The following is a 17,775-nucleotide window of genomic DNA, read 5'->3' as shown; positions in this document are numbered from 1 at the left end:
CGCGCGCGGCATCGAGCAGCACGCGCGCCCGGGCGTCGAACGAGTGCTCGGCGGCGACGCGCGCGGCCACCTCGGCGCGCGCAGCCTCGGCGGGCCACGGGTACGCCGGGTCGAGCAACGCCGCGAGGTCCTCACGTGACCGGGCCACCGCCAGCGTCGGCACGTCGAGCACCTCGCCGAGCCCGACGACGGGATCGGTGACGACGACTCCCCCGGCGGCCAGGACGTCGAACACCCGGTTCGACACGAACCCCCCGGCGGCCATGTCCGGCCAGTGGTCGTTCAGCACGACCCGGGCGGACGCGTAGGCACGCGCGACCTCGGCGCGGGACAACGACGGCGACCCGAGGGACGACTCCGGCACCACGCCCTCCCACCCCGGGCCGTGCACGCGCAGGTCGGCACGGAGGGCGACCGCGTCGGCGACGACGGGTCGGGCGGCGCCACGGGTGGACCCGACGAAGACGACCCGGCCGGTGTCGGGCCCGGACGACACGCCCGGGCGGAACACCGCCGGGTCGGTCGCCTGCAGCAGGGTCCGGACCGGCACGCCCGACCGTGCGCCCGCAGCAGCTGCCCACGCCGGGCCCGCAGCGAACGCCTGGTCGAACGACCGCAGTTCGGTGTCGGTCACGTCGTCGGGGTGGCTGATCACCCAGAGCAGGTTCACGGACGCCGGGTTCGGCGGCACCCGGTCGAGCCCCCGCACGACGAGCGTCACGTCGTCCGCGCCGTCGTCGTCGCGCACGTGGGCGTCCCGCCGGTCGACACGGATCCGCTGGCCCAGCCGCTCGAGGGCGGAGGCCAGCTCGGCGGCGAAGTGCACGTCGCCCCAGCCGTCGCCCTCGGCGCCCGCCGGGGCGGCGATCTTGATCGACCACGCCAGGACCTCGCCGTCTCCACGTGCACGTCGCGCCGGGACGACTGGACGAGCACCCCACGGCGGCAGCGGCGGTCCCGCGACCACGCCGGACCCCAGCGAGCCGGCCGGCATCCTGGTCCGGTCACGCCAGGACGCGACGACGTCCACCACGTCGGCGTCCACGGTGCGCCCCGGCTCGACGGTGCGGACGACGGAGCCCACGTCGCGGGTGCGCACGGTCATCGAGACGGTCGCGGCCGCCGCAGCGGTCCACGCCGTGAGCGTGGTGCGTTCGTCCAGGAGGCACGGTGCCGGTACCAGCGCCCGCTGCGGCACCGACACCACCGGCTGGTCCGCGCCGAACACGAGGTCGTCGGGGTCGGCTCGGTCGTCCGACCACGGGAGGGCCCCGGGTCGGACGAGTCGGGCGCCGCCCCGCCGCACACCCTCGAGGGTCGTGACCAGCGCCTGCGTCGGTCGTCCGACGTCGTGACCGAGCGCCGCGAGCGCGGTGGCGTCGAGCAGGACCGAGGTGTCGACGAGCACGAGGGTCCGCCCCACCCCGGAGGCGACCCCGGCGTTGATCGCGGACCCGATCCCGTCGACGGGCACGCGGCGCACCCACGGCACGGCCGGCTGGAACGGATCCCGCGGCGAGGCGTCCGCGACGTAGGACACCGCCCGGAGGTCGACCTCGGGGCCGAATGCCTCGCGGGCGGTGTCGAGCAGCCGGGCGACCTCGGCGTGACGGTCCGAGCGGGTCGTGACGAGCACCGTCACCGGCACGTCGAGCAGCGGTGGCGGGGTGTCCCACCCGGCCACGCGCTCGACGTCGGGCTCCGTCGCCGGGGTGGGTCGCGCCTCCTGGCCGACGCCGGAACCGGCCGTGTCGGCACGGCGACGGTTCCGGCGGAAGAGGGCCACGGGGTGTGACTAGGCGGCGAGCAGCCGCTGGAGGTAGACGCCGTACCCGCCCTTGACGAGCGGTGCGGCGAGGTCGGCGAGCTGCGCGTCGTCGATCCAGCCGTTGCGCCAGGCGATCTCCTCGATGCAGCCGATCTTGAAGCCCTGACGGTCCTCGATGACCTTGACGTACTCGGACGCCTGCATCATCGACTCGAAGGTGCCGGTGTCGAGCCAGGCCGTGCCACGGTCGAGGACCTGGACGCCGAGCTCGCCGGCGTCGAGGTAGCGCTCGTTCACGGTCGAGATCTCGAGCTCGCCGCGGGCGCTCGGCTCGATCGTCTTGGCGATCTCGATGACCTTGTTGTCGTAGAAGTACAGGCCGGGGACGGCGTAGTTCGACTTCGGCTCGGCCGGCTTCTCCTCGATGGAGACCGCGGTGAAGCTGTCGTCGAACTCGACGACGCCGTACGCCTTCGGATCGGCCACGTGGTACGCGAAGATGGTCGCGCCCTCGACCTCGGTGTTCTTGCGGAGGTTCGTGCCGAGTCCCGTGCCGTGGAAGATGTTGTCGCCGAGGACCAGCGCGACACTGTCGTCGCCGATGAACTCCTCGCCGATGACGAACGCCTGCGCGAGGCCGTCCGGGCTCGGCTGCACGGCGTACTGGATGTCCATGCCGAGGGCCGAGCCGTCACCCAGGAGCGCGCGGAACTGGTCGTTGTACTCCGGCGTCGTGATGACCAGGACCTCGCGGATGCCCGCCATCATCAGTGTCGACAGCGGGTAGTAGACCATCGGCTTGTCGTAGATCGGCATGAGCTGCTTGCTGATGCCCTTGGTGATCGGCCAGAGGCGCGTACCGGAACCCCCGGCGAGGATGATGCCCTTCAACGTTCTCTCCTGTTACTTCGTCGTCCGGAGGGACTCGGTGTAGGCCAAGCACTCCTCGTAGGTGGGGAGCAGCCCGGCGGCCGCGGCCTGCTCGAGGGTCGGTGCGCTGGTGTCCTTCTCGGAGAGGACCGGGTCGCCGAGTCCGTCCGGCAGGGTGAGCCCCACGGTCGGGTCGAGGATCGTGATCCCCTTCTCGCGCTCGGGGTTGTAGTGCGCGCTGACCAGGTAGTTCACCGTCGACTGGTCCTCGAGCGCGACGATCGCGTGCCCGAGCCCCTCGGAGAGGTAGACGGCCCTGCGGTCGACGTCGTCGATGCGGACCGAGTCCCACTGCCCGAACGTCGGCGAGCCGACGCGGATGTCGACGACGTAGTCGAGGAACGCCCCGCGGACGGCGGTGACGTACTTCGCCTGGCTCGGGGCGACGAGGGCGTAGTGGATGCCCCGCGCGACGCCGGCCGACGAGATCGACATGTTCACCTGCCGCAGGTCGAGCGGGTGTCCGACCGTCTCCTCGAGGACGTCGGCACGGTACGCCTCGAGGAATGCTCCTCGTGCGTCGCCGTGCTGGACGGGCGTGAACTCCCACGCGCCGGGGATCTTCAGTTCGCGGATCTGCACCGGGGAAGCCTAGCAAGGCACGAGTTCGCATAGGCTGTCATGGTTCTGCGCACTGCCGACTCCCGAAACGAGACCAAGCGAGCCCGTGAAGCTATTCGTCCAGATCCCCTGCCTCAACGAGGAGAACACCCTCGCCAGCGTCATCGACTCGATCCCGAAGCAGATCGACGGCATCGACGAGATCGAGATCCTGGTCATCGACGACGGCAGCACCGACCGCACGGTCGAGGTCGCCAAGGAGCACGGTGTCCGACACTTCGTGCACCACACCACGAACATGGGCCTCGCCCGGTCGTTCCGGGACGGCGTCGACTACGCGCTGCTCCACGGTGCGGACATCGTCGTGAACACCGACGGTGACAACCAGTACCCGCAGGCGCACATCGCCGAGCTGGTCCAGCCGATCCTCCGCAAGGAAGCCGAGATCGTGATCGGCGACCGCCAGACCCGGACGATCGAGCACTTCTCCGGGTTCAAGAAGCTCATGCAGCGCTTCGGCTCGTGGGTGGCCTCGCGCGCGGCGGGCCTCGACCTGCCGGACGCAGCGAGCGGGTTCCGCGCGTACTCGAAGTACTCGCTCATCCGCCTCAACATCGTGACGCGCTTCAGCTACTGCATGGAGACGATCGTGCAGGCCGGGTACAAGCGCCTGGCGATCGCGTCGATCCCGATCACGACGAACCCGAAGACGCGCGAGTCCCGGCTGTTCAAGAACATCTTCCAGCACATGTTCCAGTCCGGCTCCGCGATCGCCCGGGTGTACCTCATGTACCGTCCGATGGCGCTCTTCGCCTGGGTCGCCGCGATCCTCGGCGTCCTCGGCGCCTGGCCGCTGATCCGCTACCTGGTGCTGCTCGCGATGCACACCGGCGGGAACCACCTGCAGTCGATCATCCTCGGCGTGGTGCTCCTCATCACGGCGGTCCTCGCGGTGGTGATCGGCGTCGTCGCCGACCTCACCCGGCTCAACCGCACGCTGGCCGAGGAACAGCTCGACCTGCAGAAGCTCCAGCGCTATGGCGACTGAGGTCACCGCCGCACTGCCGGTGACCCGGGGGGAACGACGCGCCGTCATCGCACTGACGGCGGCATTCGCGCTGCTGCTCACGCTGTGGGCCTTCCTGACGCCGATGTTCGCGGCTCCGGACGAGGCAGCGCACTTCGACGCCGCCGAACAGCTCGCGCTCGGCAAGGGCTGGCCGGCGCCGGGTGACATGGACCTGCTCAAGACGACGTACGTCCAGCAGGGGCAGTCGACGAACGTCGCCGCGGCGGACCGCGAGACCGTCGCGCAGCTCACGGCCGAGAACCCGGGCAACCACGACTTCGTCAACCAGATGTCGCAGCACCCGCCGACGTACTACGGCGTCGGCGCGCTCGTGCTCAAGGCCATCGGGTTCTTCCACCTGCGATGGGACATCGGCGTGATGGCGCTCCGCCTGATGGACGTCGTGATGCTGCTCCCGCTGCCGTTCCTCACCTGGGCGACGGTCCGACGGGTCACGCGCTCCCCGCGCACCGCGATCGTCGGCGTCCTCGCGCTCTTCGCCGTGCCGCAGCTGGCGCAGATCGGCTCGTCCGTGACGAACGACGCTCCCGTCATCGTGCTCGGTGCCGTGATCTCCTGGCTCGCCGCACGCGCCCTCACCGGGGACCACCGCTGGCGCATCGCCGTCTGGCTCGGGGTGGCCGTCGCAGCGGTCTGCTCGGTGAAGGGCACCGGTCTGCCGACCGTGCCGTTCGTCGCCGTCGCACTGCTCGTCGCCGGCCACGGGACCCTGTCGTGGGGAGCCCGCATCGGTCGGACCGCCGTCGCCGGCGCGATCGTCGCGGCGGCCGGATCGTGGTGGTGGATCCGCAACCTCGTCCTCTTCGGCACGCTCCAGCCCGACGGCGTGAGCGCCGTCCGCCAGGACAAGCCGTGGGGCCGCGAGACGAGCGCCAACTTCGGTGAGTTCATGAACGTCGAGTGGGACCGTCTGACCTCGTCGTTCTGGGGGCAGTTCGGTGCGCTCCGCTACCCGATGACGCAGATCCTCACGGACTCCCTGACCGTCATCGCCCTCGCCGTGATCGTCGGCTGGGCGTTCCGTCGCACCGCGCAGCGCAGCACCGCGATCGTGCTGCTGATCCTGCCGGCGCTGACGCTCGTCATCCAGCTGCAGAACAACTTCGCCTCGTACGACGACACGCAGCTCATCGCGGGCGCGCAGGGTCGCTACCTGTTCATCGGGCTCGTCCCGCTCATCGCCGTGAGCGCGGTCGCGTGGCGGAACCTCGTGACGAGCGCACCCGAGCGCGGCCGCGTCGGGTCGTTCGCGCTCTGGGGCTTCCCCGTGATCGGGCTCTACGGCCTCACGGTCGCCTACCGCGGCTTCTACGAGGCGACCCACCTGCAGGTCACCGTCGCCGGGCTCGGTCGGCTCGTGAACCTGACGCCGGCGGGCCGCTACGGCTTCGTCATGGTGCTGCTCCTCGCCGCCGTGGCGGTGGTCTGGGCGCTCGTCGAGGCCCGGCGGAACCTGGTGCTCCGGGACGCCCCGCTACACTCGTCCATCGATCCAACGTCACCGACTCCGAAAAGGAACCTGACCTCGTGAAGATCCTCGTCACCGGCGGAGCCGGCTTCATCGGCTCGAACTTCGTCCGTCGCACCCTGCAGGACGCGTACCCCGGACTCGAGGGCGCCGAGGTCGTCGTCTACGACGCCCTGACCTACTCGGGAAACCTCGAGAACCTCGCCCCCGTCGCGGACTCGCCGCGGTACACCTTCGTGCAGGGCGACATCCGCGACGCAGCGAAGCTCGACGAGGTCATCCCCGGCATCGACGCCATCGTGCACTTCGCCGCCGAGTCGCACGTCGACCGGTCGGTCCGAGACTCCGGCATCTTCGTCGAGACGAACGTCGTCGGCACCCAGCGCCTGCTCGACGCCGCGCTCCGGCACGGCACCGAGCGCTTCGTCCACGTCTCCACCGACGAGGTCTACGGCTCCATCAGCGAGGGCTCGTGGGACGAGGAGCGCCCGCTCGAGCCGAACTCGCCGTACTCGGCGTCGAAGGCCGGCAGCGACCTGCTCGCCCGCAGCTACCACCGCACCCACGGCCTGAACCTCTCGATCACGCGCTGCTCGAACAACTACGGGCCGTACCACTTCCCCGAGAAGGTCATCCCGCTCTTCGTCACGAACCTCATCGACGACAAGCACGTCCCGCTGTACGGCGAGGGCAACAACATCCGCGACTGGCTGCACGTCGACGACCACACCCGCGGCATCGCGCTCGTGCTGACCAAGGGCCGCGCGGGCGAGATCTACAACATCGGCGGCGGCACCGAGCTCACGAACAAGGAGCTCACCCAGCTGCTGCTCGACGCGACCGGCAAGGACTGGTCGTACGTCGACCGCGTCGCCGACCGCCTCGGCCACGACCTGCGCTACTCGGTCGACATCTCGAAGATCCAGGCCGAGCTCGGCTACGAGCCGCAGGTGCCGTTCGAGCAGGGTCTCGCCGACGTCGTCCAGTGGTACCGCGACAACCGCGCGTGGTGGGAGCCCCTCAAGGAGCGCGCCGCGCTCGCCTGAGCCCGGACGCCACGATGACCCGCACCCTGATCACCGGCGCCGCCGGCATGCTCGGTCGCGACCTGCAGCTCGCGCTGCAGGGTCGTGACGTCACCGCGCTCGGACGCGCCGACCTCGACATCACGGACCCCGACGCGGTCGACGCCGCCGTCGCCGGCCACGACGTCGTGATCAACTCGGCCGCGTACACGAAGGTCGACGACGCCGAGACGCACGAGTCGGACGCCGCCGCGGTGAACGCGACCGGTCCGAAGCTCCTCGCCGAGGCCGCCGTCCGGCACGGCGCGAAGCTCGTGACGATCTCGACGGACTACGTGTTCGACGGCAACGGCACGGCACCGTACGCCGAGGACGCCCCGACCGACCCGCTGAACGCGTACGGCCGGACCAAGGCCGAGGGCGAGGCGCACGTGCGCCGGATCGCCCCGGACTCGTCGTACATCGTGCGGACCGCCTGGATCTACGGCGCGCACGGGCCGAACTTCGCCGCGACGATGCTCCGGCTCGCGCAGACGCACGAGACCGTGTCCGTCGTGACCGACCAGGTGGGGCAACCGACGTGGACCGGTGACCTCGCGGCGCGCATCGTCGCGCTCGTGGACGCCGAAGCACCCGCGGGCATCTACCACGGGACGAACTCGGGCCAGGGGTCCTGGTACGACTTCACGAAGGCGATCTTCGCCGAGAACGGGCTCGACCCGGAACGCGTCCTGCCGACCGACAGCGCCGCGTTCGTGCGCGCGGCACCGCGTCCGGCCTACAGCGTGCTCGGGCACGACGGCTGGGCCCGTGCCGGTCTGGCGCCGATGCGCGATTGGCGCGATGCACTGCACGCGGCGACGGCCGCCGGGGTCTTCGCAGCGTGACGGCCTCGACGACCCCGGCGACGGTCGTCGTCGGTTCCGGCGGCTTCCTCGGGCGCGCCGTCCGACGCGCAGCAGTGGACGCTGCAGCAGCGGCGGACGTACCCGCGGCCGACGCGGCAGCGGCCGACACGACCCCGGCGCGAGGAGCGGCGGCCGGAGCCCCCGGCACGACCTCGGCAGCCCCCGTCCGCGCGGCCTCGGTGCCCTGGGACGACCAGGACGCCGCCGTGGACGCCCTCGTCACCGCGATCCGGGGCGTCCGCACGCCCGACTCCCCGTGGCGCGTCGTCTGGTGCGCCGGGACCGGGGTCGTCGCGACCGGGGCCGAGGTGTTCGAGGCCGAGCAGCAGCTCATCGCCCGGGTCCTCGAGACCCTCGCGGGCGACGATGCCGCTCCGGGGACGCTCTTCTTCGCGTCCTCGGCCGGTGCCGTGTACGCGGGGTCGTCCCCGGCACCGTTCGACGAGGACTCCGAGCCCGCGCCGCTCGCGCCGTACGGCCGGTCGAAGCTCGCGTCCGAGGAGCGGTTCCGCGCCTGGGCCCGGACGACCGGTGCACGGCTGCTGGTCGGGCGCTTCTCGAACCTGTACGGGCCGGGCGCGAACCTCGGCAAGGCGCAGGGGCTCGTGTCGCAGCTGGCGCTCGCGCACCTCGAGGGCCGGCCGTCGTCGATCTACGTGCCGACGGAGACGACACGGGACTACCTCTACATCGACGACGCGGCTGCCATGGTGCTGGACGCGATGGACGCGGTCGAGGCAGCGAACCCCGGTACCGCAGGCGCCGCCGTCACGAAGATCTTCGCCTCCGGCCGCAGCGCCACCATCACCGAGGTCGTCGCGGCGGTCGAGGACGCCTTCGGGGAACCGCTCGACGTCCGCCACGGCGCCGACCCCTCGGCGACCTACCAGGGGCTCGACCTCCGGTTCGCCTCGCGGGTCCTGCCGTCGGTCGATGCCCGCGACTTCACCGACTTCGCCCAGGGCGTCCGCAACACCGTCGACGCCCTGCGCGCCGCCCGGACCTGAACGCCCCCGAAGCCGCGTCGGATTCGGGGGACAGCACGCCGACTCGTAGGATTTCGCCAGTGAGCACTGCAACCGAGGACCCGCGCGGGCCCGCACACCGCGCCCGGGACACCACCCGCTGGGACATCCAGGGGCTCCGCGCGTTCGCAGTCCTCGCCGTCGTCGTGTACCACCTGTGGCCGAACCGGCTGCACGGCGGGTTCGTGGGCGTCGACGTCTTCTTCGTCATCTCCGGTTACCTCATCACCGGCCACCTGCTGCGCGAGCAGCTGTCGACCGGCCGGATCCGGCTCGCGCAGTTCTGGTCCCGCCGCGCGAAGCGACTGCTCCCAGGGGCCTTCCTGACGATCCTCGCGACGGGCGCCGCGGTGCTCCTCGTCGTCCCGAGCGCGCTGTGGTCGCAGTACGGCCGCGAGCTGATCGCCTCGACGGTCTACGCGCAGAACTGGGAGCTGGCGGCGAGCTCGGTCGACTACCTCGACGCCGACAACCAGGCCTCGCCGTTCCAGCACTTCTGGTCGCTCTCGGTCGAGGAGCAGTTCTACATCGCGCTGCCCCTCCTGCTGCTCCTGCTCACGCTGGTCGTGCGCAAGCGGTTCTCCCCCGTCACCACCGCACGGGTCCTGCTCGGGACCGTCGTCGTGGTCTCGCTCGTCTGGTGCATCGTGCAGACGAACACGAACCCCGGTGTCGCCTACTTCTCGACGGCGACCCGCGCGTGGGAGTTCGCGCTCGGCGGGCTCGCCGCGACCGTGGCCCTGCCGGCACCGCGGACGGTCGTCGCCCGGGCGGTCCGCTCGGGTGCGGCGGTCGTCGGCGCCCTCGCCCTGCTGGCCTCGCTCGTCGTGATCACCCCGACGACACCCTTCCCCGGCATCGCCGCCGCGCTCCCCGTCGTCGGCGCCACCCTGATGGTGACGTTCGGCGCCGGCACGCTGTTCGAGCTCCTCGGTGCCGTCCGACCGATCGCGTTCGTCGGCCGCATCTCGTACTCGCTCTACCTCTGGCACTGGCCGCTCGTCGTCATCGTGCCGATCTGGCTCGACCATCCGCTCGGCTGGAAGAGCAAGATCGCCGTCCTGGTGGTCTCGCTCGTCCTCGCCGCCGTCACGACCGTGTGGTTCGAAGAGCCCCTGCGGTTCTCCGGGTGGGTGCGCTCGCTCCGTCCACGCCGTGTCGCGGTGTTCGGTGTCGTCTGCACGGTGCTCGTCGCGGCGCTCGGCGTCTCGACACTGACCGCGGTGCACGTGCAGGAGGTCCAGGCCGCGACCTTCACCAAGCGCCTGCAGGACGGCGAGGTCTCGTGCTTCGGCGCCGCCGCGCTGATCAGCGCGCCGAAGCCCTGCGTCGACCCGAAGCTCGCGGACGTCCGCGTCCCCGCCCCCTCCGCCGCCAAGGAGGACGATCCGAACCCGTCACCCGACGAGTCGGACCCGAACATCAAGAAGTGCTGGAGCGGTCGCTTCGAGACGTGCGTGCTCGGCAAGAGCACCGGCTACACGAAGCACCTGCTCGTCATCGGTGACTCGCACAGCAACACCCTGCTCGGCGTCTACCGCGACCTCGCGGCGAAGAACGGCTGGCGCATCGACCTCGCCGGCATCGGCGGGTGCTACCTGACGACGGCGCACCAGCAGTCCCTGAGCCCGGCCTCGGGCCGCGGCTGCGACCGCTGGAAGCAGCAGGCGATCGCGTTCGTGAAGCAGCACCGGGACGCCGACGCCCTGGTCGTCGCGCACTCGACGACCCAGATGCCGGTCGACGTCCCCGAGGGCCAGCAGCGCGACGACGCCACCCGCGCCGGGCTCGTCGACGCCTGGCAGCAGGCCGCGGGCGACGACCTGCCGGTGATCGCCGTGCGCGACAACCCGGTGCCCCGACGCGACGTCGTGGCGTGCGTGAGCCGGATGACCGGCCCGACGGACTCGTCCTGCGACAACCCACGGTCGGTGGCCCTCGCCCAGACGGACTCGTCGGCCGAGGCGATGGCGGAGTTCACCGCGGCCGGTGGCACCGGCAGCGTCCTCGACCTGACGAAGTACTACTGCACGGACACCACCTGCCCCGCCGTGATCGGCGGCGTGCTCGTCTACCGCGACACGAGCCACATCACGGGGACCTGGGCGAAGTCACTCGAGCCGTACATCGACCAGCAGCTGCAGCGGAAGCTCGCGTCGTTCGCACGGTGACCGATGCGGTCCAGGAGGCCCGGTGCCAGCTGGCACCGTCCCTCCAGGCACGGCCGTCACCCCGCTGGCGCGGTGCGCCGGAACCGGCTGGTGGGGCCCACCTCCTGGCAGGCAGGACCGCGCGTCAGCGGCGCGCGGCCGCCAGCAGTTCGCGGTAGCGGTCACCGACCGCGTCCACGGTGTGCGCGGCAGCCGTCTGGGCAGCGGCGCGCCCGAGGCGCTCGGCGAGCTCGGGGTCGGCCAGCAGGCGGTCGACGGCCGCGGCGAGCGCCGCGGCGTCGCCGGGCTCGACGAGCAGACCGTTCACGCCGTCCTCGATGACGTCGACGATGCCGGGAACGGCCGATGCGACGATCGCGCAGCCGGCGGACATCGCCTCGAGCAGGGCGACGGGCAGGCCGTCACGGTCACCGTTCGCCGCGGGGACCGACGGGTAGAGCGCGATGCCCGCCTTGGCGTACTCGGACGCGAGGTCTTCCTTCCCGCGGGCGCCGAGGAACGTGACGGCGGCCCCGGCACGCGCCTCGAGCTGGGCGCGGAGCGGACCGTCGCCGACGACCGCGACCTCGGTCGGCTGCTCGGCCATCCGCTCGAGCGCGTCGAGGAGGACGATCGCACCCTTCTTCTCGACGAGTCGGCCGACGAAGAGCACGCGGCCGGGAACACGGGTCTCGCGGGCGACCGCGCGGGTGATCGGCTCGAGGTCGACGCCCATCGGCACGACGTGCACCTGGTCGTCGCGGGCACCGAGCTTGCCGAGTTCGCGCGCCATGTCGGTGCTCATGCAGGTGACGGACGCGGCGCTCGCGATCACGGAGCGCTTGACCCGCTGGAGGACCGGGTTGCGCAGCGCGTAGAGGTCGCCACCGAGCGTGGTCACGACGCGCGGCAGGTCGCCGAGCACGAGCTGCCCGACGGCGCCCTGCGGGATGATCCAGTGCAGCAGGGCGACGTCCGGCTGCGAGCGGCGGCGCTCTCGGCGGAGCGCGGCCGCCATCGACACGAAGAAGAACGGGACCTGGAGCCAGCGGGACTTCTTCGCCTTGAGGTTGTCGATGATCGCGCCGTCGGCCAGGTCGCGCCACCGGGCCGGGAAGTACCCGTACCGACGGACCTCGACGTCGCCGATCCGCTGGTGCGCTCGGGCGCCCTTCGTCATCGGGGCGACGACGACGACTCGGTACTCGTCCGACAGCGCGGTCGCGAGGTCGAGGACGAAGCCGGGCGTGCCGTCGCCGGCCTCGGCCGGGAACGTCGAGGCGGCGACGAGGAGGGTCGGACGGGGATCCGGATCGGGTCGCATCCAGCGCGCTCCCTTAGAGTTGTCGGTCGATGGACGCACAACAGCCTACGGGGTCGGCCGCAGGGTCACCGGACCCGCTCGACACCACCTCCGACGTCGCCACGGGCGCGGTGCCGACGACCGGTCGGCGCGCTCGCGTGCTCACCGTCGTGAAGTGGGTGGCCGCCGTCGTGGCCGTCGTGTTCCTCGTGTGGAGCATCGCGAAGCAGTGGGACGACATCGCCCGTGACTTCGTGCGGCTCGACGCCCTCACCGTCGTCGTCGGCATCGTCTTCACCATCGTCGCCCTCGTCGCGAACATGCTGTCCTGGCGCGCGATGATGGCCGCCAGCGGGTATCGGGTCCGCCTGGCCGCGGCGTCCTCGATCTTCTTCGTCGGCCAGCTCGGCAAGTACATCCCCGGCGGCGTGTGGTCGATCGCCGCCCAGGCCGAGCTCGGCCGCGCGCACGGGCTGCAGCGCACCGGCAGCGCGGTCGCCGCCCTCGCGTCGATGCTCGTCAGCATGGTGACGGCCGCGATCGTCGGGATCGTCGCGGTCCTGCTGTCGTCCTCGACCGGGTTCGCGACCTTCTGGTGGCTCATCCCGGTGATCCTGGTCGGTCTGGTGTGCCTCACCCCGCCGGTGCTCGGCCGGCTCATCCAGATCGCGTTCCGCGTGCTGCGCCGCCCGGCGCAGGACACCGCGCTGACCTGGTCCGGCACGGTCATGTCGCTCGTCTGGTCGCTCGTCATGTGGATCGCCTACGGCGTCCAGGCGACGGTCGTCCTGCGCGTGTTCGGCGCGGACTCGCCGACGCTCTTCCCGGTGGCCGTCGGGGCCTACGCCGTCGCGTGGCTCGTCGGCTTCATCGTCGTCATCGCCCCGGCCGGCATCGGCCCGCGCGAGGGCATCCTCGTGCTCCTGCTCGGCAGCGTCGCCGGGGGGTCCGCCCCGCTCGCGCTCGCCGTCATCAGCCGGGTCTTCATGACCATCGGCGACGTCGTGCTCGCCGGTGTCGGGGCCGCCCTCGCCGCCCGGCACCGCCGTGTGACGGCCGCCGCCGCGCCCCGATCCAGCGCCCCGGTCCCTCCCCGCGCGGACTGATATGGTCGGCTTCCGGCCGCGCAGTGCGCACCACAGCACCACGAGGAGGCGCACCGCATGACAACACTCCACGTCGTCGTGGACCAGATCGTCGCCCCCGTCCCCGGCGGCATCGGTCGGTACGCCGAAGAACTCACGCGCCACCTCATCGCCGGGGCTCCGGACGGCGCCGACGTCGCCGGGATCGTGTCGGCCGTCGGCAAGGACGAGCTCGCACACATCCGCACGCTGCTCCCCGGCCTCGGTGACCTCGACCGTCTGGCACTCCCCCGCCGCGAGCTCTCGCTCGCGTGGCAGGGCGGGTTCGTCGGCGGCGTCGGACGCGGCATGGTGCACTCACCGAGCGTCCTCGCGCCGCTCGTGAAGCACGACCGCTTCAGCGATCCCGGTCGGCAGACGGTGGTGACCGTGCACGACACCGTGCCGTGGACCCACCCCGAGACCCTCACGCCCCGCGGGGTGCACTTCCACCGTGCGATGGTGAAGCGCGCGTGGAAGCACGCCGACGCCGTCGTCGTGCCGACCCACGCGGTCGCCGCCACCCTGAACGGCATCCACCGCTTCGACGAGCGGCTCCGCGTGATCGGCGGTGCGCCGAGCGGGCGACTGCGGACCCCCGTGGACGCCGACCTCCGTGCCGAACGGCTCGGCCTGCCGGAGCGCTACGTGCTCGCGGTCGGGACGCTCGAGCCCCGGAAGGGCCTGCAGTACCTGATCGAGGCGATGGCGCACCCGGACGCCCCCGCGGACGTCCCGCTCGTCATCGCCGGCCCGGACGGCTGGGGCGACGTCGACGTGTACGGCACCGCAGAGCGTGCGGGACTCTCGCGCGACCGCGTGAAGGTGCTCGGTCGGATCGACGACCAGGACCTCGCCGTGGCGTACGACCGCGCGACGGTGTTCGTGTTCCCGAGCCTCGCCGAGGGGTTCGGGCTGCCCGTCATCGAGGCGATGAGCTTCGGCACGCCCGTCGTGCACTCGGACGACGACGCCGTGCGCGAGGTCGCGTCGGACGCGGGCGTGACGGTCGCACGCGATCCGCGTGACTCCTACCCGGAGCGGCTGGCGCAGGCGGTCTACCAGGTCGTGAACGATCCGCTGCTCGCCGGTCAGCTTGCCGTCGCGGGACCGGACCGGGCGCGCATGTACGACTGGGCGGACTCCGCCGCCGAGACCTGGCAGCTGCACGCCGACCTGTAGCGGTCGCGCACGTCCCGGCGCGGTGCGTGACTAGAGCGAGTCGCGCAGGCGCTGCGCCTTCTCCTCGACGAGCTGCTCGAGCCCCTCGGCGTACTCGCCCAGGCGCCCTGCGATCGCGGGGTCGGCCGAGCCGATGATCCGCGCGGCGAGGAGTCCGGCGTTCGCGGCCCCGTTGATCGCCATCGTCGCGACCGGGATGCCGGCGGGCATCTGCACGATGGAGAGCAGCGAGTCGAGGCCGTCGAGGCGCGCGAGCTGCACGGGGACCCCGATCACGGGCAGGGTCGTCATCGAGGCGACCATGCCCGGCAGGTGCGCTGCGCCACCGGCGCCGGCGATCACCACGCGGATGCCCCGGGCTGCGGCGCCACGGGCGAACCGCGTCATCTTGTCGGGGGTGCGGTGGGCGGACACGACGTCGGCCTCGAACGGGATCCCGAGCTCGGTCAGCATGTCCGCCGCGGCGCGCATGGTGGGCCAGTCTGAGTCCGAACCCATGATGATCGAGACGAGCGGCTGGACGGGGGCTGCGGTGTCGGTCACGCGACGAGCCTAGTCGAGCAGGGCGGACCTCCAGGCGTCCCCGTCCTCGCCGATGGTCCGTTCGTCGCGGACCCAGCGGGTGGCTGCCGGATCGGCTGTCCCGGCGGCGACGGCACCGCGCACCGCGTCGCGCCATGCTCCGACGTCGTCCGGGACGGCCACGACGCCGTGCCCGCGCGCATCGCGGTAGGACGGCCGGTCGGAGACGACGGCGGGGAGCCCGAGGGCGGTGTACTCGAGCGCCTTGAGGTCGCTCTTCGCCCGGTTGAACTCCTCGTCACGCAGTGGCGCCACACCGGCGCGCCAGCGCTCCCGGTGGTCGACCAACCACCGGGCGAAGGCCGGGTAGTGCCCGTCGGGCACCTCGACACGGCGGTACCAGGAGGGCTCGTCGGCGTCCTCGGTCACGCCGATCACCTCGAGACGGATCGGCGTCCCGTCCGGCGCGGTCAGGTCCGTGAAGACGTCCCGGAGCAGCGCGAGGTCGGCACCGTGGGTGAGCGTGCCCATGTAGAGGACCCGGTGCTCGTCCGCCGGGCGATCGTCGTCCGTGACCGGCTCCCCCGGGGTCCAGATCGTCGGGTCCAGGGCGTTCCGGACCACCACGACCCGGTGCGCGAGCGGTCGCACGAGGGCCGCGAGTTCGTCGGTGCTGACGACCACGAGGTCGGCCCCGCGCACGAGGGCGTCGATCGAGGCCAGCCGGTCCGGGTCGTACTCGGCCCGGGCGAGCCGGTCCCGGCCGGACTCGGTGAAGAAGTCGTCGTCGACCTCGGCGGCCGTGCGGGTCCGGCGCTCGGCGGCGGCGGCGAGGAACGGTGCGACGAGGTCTCGTGGCAGGGCGTCACGCTGCACGAGGACGACCTGGTAGCCGGTGGTGTCGGTGCCGTCGACGAACGCGACGGGGTCGACCTGCCGGATCTCGGCGGTACCGGTCCGAGCCAGGTGTTCGGTGCGGCGGACGACCCGCACGTGCGCCGAGGCCGGGTGCGCCCCGCCGCCGCCGGCCACGACGTAGCCGAGGACCGGCAGGCGCACGGGCTCGGTCACGGGGGTCGGTCGAGCCCCGGTCAGGGAGCGTCGGAGTCGGCGGGCGGCACGGCGGACGAGATCACGCGGCATGCGCCCATCCTCCCGCGGTCCGGCCGGGTCAGCGCACCGTGACGGTCGTGCACCCCATCGAGGTGTCCCCGCCGCGGCCGATCCCGACCGCCGTCAGGCAGACGCTCCGCTTCCCGCTCGAGACCGCCACGGTCGCCTGGAAGCCGTGGTTCCGTCCCACCCGGTGCACCCGGTCCACGTCGGGCCGCGAGGTGTTCGCCGTGGCGGTCCCCACCACCTTCCCGCCGACCGTGACGCGCACGGTGACCGGCTTCGTCAGGTCGTCACGGTCGAACGTCCACCCCGACACGGTCACGCGCCGCTTCGCGCTCGATGTGACCCGGTCCCGGTGCGCGGTCGGCGCGACGGACGGAGCCGTTCGGGCCGGAGCAGCCGTGGCGACCGGTGTCCCGAGGCGAGCGTTCGCCACGAGGGACTTCGCGAACGCGGACCACCACTTCCCCGCTGCCGGCCCGCCGTTGCACGTGCCGTCACTCGCACCCGGGGTCTTCACCCACAGCAGCGCGTCGAGTCCGGAGCCGTCGGAGACCACCCGCGGAGTGGTGCCGAGCCCGGAGCCGGGGCCGTTGCACCAGGTGCCGCGCCAGCCCTGGCCGTTGCGGGAGGTGTCGATCACGTAGTGGGAGCCGCCGGTGGCCGCGGACACCTTCTCGGCGTACGCCTGCTCCTGCGCGGTCGGGTAGTAGTTCGCGACGTTCGTGAAGAAGCCCCGCGCGCGCTGCACCCCGGCGCTGTTCAGCCGGGACGCCATCACCGCCGGCGGGACCCAGTTCGAGTTCCCCGCGTCGAGGTACGCCGGCACGCCGGCGGCCGTGAAGGCAGCGACCTCTCGGGCGAGGATGCGGTACCGCTGGGCGTCGAGGGTGTCGCTGCACGCGGTGTTGCTCAGCATCGCCAGGGAGTCCGGCTCGACGATCACCGCGGCGCGGTGCCCTGCCACGCGGGCGACGATCTGGTCGACCCATGCGTCGTAGGTCGCCTCGTCGAAGCCGCCCGCGGAGTAACCGCCGCAGTCGCGCTGCGGGATGGCGTACGTCACGAAGACCGCGGTCCTCCCCGTGCGCTCGGCACCGGCGATCGCCTGGTCGATGGTCCGCGTCAACGTGGCCCCCTGCGTCCAGTCCCCGAGCCAGATGGCGACCGGGTACTTCGCGATGGTCTGCGCCGCGGCCGCCCCGCTCGGGTCGCTCGTCGCGAGGGCGGTCGCCTGCTTCGCGGCCTCGCTCGTGTCGGACCGGTAGGGACCCGAGGCGTAGAGGGACGACGACGCTGCGGCACGGATCGTCGTGACGCTGGTCGCCGCGACGGCACTGGTCGGTGTGAGCGTTCCGGCGGCGAGCGCGACGAACGCACCCACCGCTCCCGTGGTGGCGAACGCACTGACGCGGCGCATGACGAACTCCCTGGTGGACGGCGGACCCCTGACCCGTCCATGGGAACACGCACGCGCGCGGCGGTACACACGCCAGATCGGGTGCCACCCGAGGGGGTGTCCGCTCTTCTGCGGACCGTCCGGGCGGACGTCAGAACCGACCAGACGGCGGACGGGAGGCGCGGGGGGGGGCCCCCCCCCGCC

General features: G+C 72.1%; 15 protein-coding genes. 8 read left to right on the top strand and 7 right to left on the bottom strand.

From position 1 onward, the window contains the following. The 3 genes from Q7F20_RS12940 to Q7F20_RS12930 all read right to left on the bottom strand — a co-directional run. Nucleotides 1-1,786, bottom strand: a 1,786-nt coding sequence (locus Q7F20_RS12940; RefSeq protein WP_305740491.1) for a glycosyltransferase, incomplete at its 3' end; no start/stop codon positions are given. Nucleotides 1,787-1,795: 9 nt separating this feature from the next. Next, nucleotides 1,796-2,659 carry a glucose-1-phosphate thymidylyltransferase RfbA gene (gene rfbA / locus Q7F20_RS12935; protein ID WP_305740490.1) on the bottom strand — a complete coding sequence of 288 codons (864 nt, stop codon included), beginning with the start codon at nucleotides 2,657-2,659 and terminating at the stop codon, nucleotides 1,796-1,798. Nucleotides 2,660-2,671: 12 nt separating this feature from the next. Continuing rightward, nucleotides 2,672-3,280 (bottom strand): dTDP-4-dehydrorhamnose 3,5-epimerase family protein, encoded by a 609-nt coding sequence (locus Q7F20_RS12930; protein WP_305740489.1) that lies wholly within the window; start codon nucleotides 3,278-3,280, stop codon nucleotides 2,672-2,674. Nucleotides 3,281-3,365: 85 nt separating this feature from the next. Between Q7F20_RS12930 and Q7F20_RS12925 the strand changes: the two genes are divergently transcribed. Genes Q7F20_RS12925 through Q7F20_RS12900 form a run of 6 tightly spaced genes read left to right on the top strand, consistent with a single transcriptional unit; the run spans nucleotide 3,366 to nucleotide 10,946 of the window. After that, entirely contained in the window at nucleotides 3,366-4,307 is a 942-nt protein-coding gene (locus tag Q7F20_RS12925) for a glycosyltransferase family 2 protein (RefSeq protein ID WP_305740488.1), read from the top strand. Beyond that, nucleotides 4,297-5,880 (top strand): DUF2142 domain-containing protein, encoded by a 1,584-nt coding sequence (locus Q7F20_RS12920; RefSeq protein WP_305740487.1) that lies wholly within the window; start codon nucleotides 4,297-4,299, stop codon nucleotides 5,878-5,880. Before Q7F20_RS12925 ends, Q7F20_RS12920 begins: the two co-directional genes overlap by 11 nt. Continuing rightward, a complete protein-coding gene (rfbB, locus tag Q7F20_RS12915) occupies nucleotides 5,877-6,863 on the top strand; it encodes a dTDP-glucose 4,6-dehydratase (RefSeq protein WP_070418472.1) in 987 nt (328 codons plus the stop codon). The genes Q7F20_RS12920 and rfbB overlap by 4 nt, the downstream gene beginning before the upstream one ends. 14 nt (nucleotides 6,864-6,877) lie before the next feature. Beyond that, complete coding sequence (rfbD, locus tag Q7F20_RS12910) at nucleotides 6,878-7,729, top strand: dTDP-4-dehydrorhamnose reductase (protein WP_305740486.1); 852 nt, start codon at nucleotides 6,878-6,880, stop codon at nucleotides 7,727-7,729. Beyond that, nucleotides 7,726-8,757: an NAD(P)-dependent oxidoreductase gene (locus Q7F20_RS12905; RefSeq protein ID WP_305740485.1), complete on the top strand. Its 1,032-nt coding sequence runs from the start codon at nucleotides 7,726-7,728 to the stop codon at nucleotides 8,755-8,757. Before rfbD ends, Q7F20_RS12905 begins: the two co-directional genes overlap by 4 nt. A 59-nt stretch (nucleotides 8,758-8,816) precedes the next feature. Next, complete coding sequence (locus Q7F20_RS12900) at nucleotides 8,817-10,946, top strand: acyltransferase family protein (protein ID WP_305740484.1); 2,130 nt, start codon at nucleotides 8,817-8,819, stop codon at nucleotides 10,944-10,946. A gap of 124 nt (nucleotides 10,947-11,070) precedes the next feature. Here the strand turns inward: Q7F20_RS12900 and Q7F20_RS12895 are convergent, their stop codons facing one another. Next, nucleotides 11,071-12,249, bottom strand: coding sequence for a glycosyltransferase family 4 protein (locus Q7F20_RS12895; RefSeq protein WP_305740483.1), 1,179 nt, complete (start codon nucleotides 12,247-12,249; stop codon nucleotides 11,071-11,073). 29 nt (nucleotides 12,250-12,278) lie between these two features. Here Q7F20_RS12895 and Q7F20_RS12890 point away from each other — a divergent pair, with 29 nt between their 5' ends. Beyond that, nucleotides 12,279-13,334 carry a lysylphosphatidylglycerol synthase transmembrane domain-containing protein gene (locus tag Q7F20_RS12890; RefSeq protein ID WP_305740482.1) on the top strand — a complete coding sequence of 352 codons (1,056 nt, stop codon included), beginning with the start codon at nucleotides 12,279-12,281 and terminating at the stop codon, nucleotides 13,332-13,334. A 57-nt stretch (nucleotides 13,335-13,391) separates the two neighbouring features. Beyond that, nucleotides 13,392-14,534: a glycosyltransferase family 1 protein gene (locus tag Q7F20_RS12885; RefSeq protein WP_305740481.1), complete on the top strand. Its 1,143-nt coding sequence runs from the start codon at nucleotides 13,392-13,394 to the stop codon at nucleotides 14,532-14,534. A gap of 30 nt (nucleotides 14,535-14,564) precedes the next feature. Here Q7F20_RS12885 and purE read toward each other — a convergent pair whose 3' ends face one another. From purE to Q7F20_RS12870, 3 genes are read right to left on the bottom strand one after another with little or no spacing between them, the layout of a single operon-like run. Then, nucleotides 14,565-15,077 (bottom strand): 5-(carboxyamino)imidazole ribonucleotide mutase, encoded by a 513-nt coding sequence (gene purE / locus Q7F20_RS12880; RefSeq protein ID WP_305740480.1) that lies wholly within the window; start codon nucleotides 15,075-15,077, stop codon nucleotides 14,565-14,567. Between the two features lie 9 nt (nucleotides 15,078-15,086). Continuing rightward, entirely contained in the window at nucleotides 15,087-16,199 is a 1,113-nt protein-coding gene (locus tag Q7F20_RS12875) for a hypothetical protein (RefSeq protein WP_305740479.1), read from the bottom strand. A 28-nt stretch (nucleotides 16,200-16,227) separates the two neighbouring features. Further along, nucleotides 16,228-17,592 carry a glycoside hydrolase family 6 protein gene (locus Q7F20_RS12870; protein WP_305740478.1) on the bottom strand — a complete coding sequence of 455 codons (1,365 nt, stop codon included), beginning with the start codon at nucleotides 17,590-17,592 and terminating at the stop codon, nucleotides 16,228-16,230. Nucleotides 17,593-17,775 lie beyond the last annotated feature (183 nt).

The organism is Curtobacterium sp. A7_M15 (assembly GCF_030705415.1).
GTDB lineage: Bacteria > Actinomycetota > Actinomycetes > Actinomycetales > Microbacteriaceae > Curtobacterium.
This window is presented reverse-complemented; position numbering and strand designations above follow the sequence as displayed.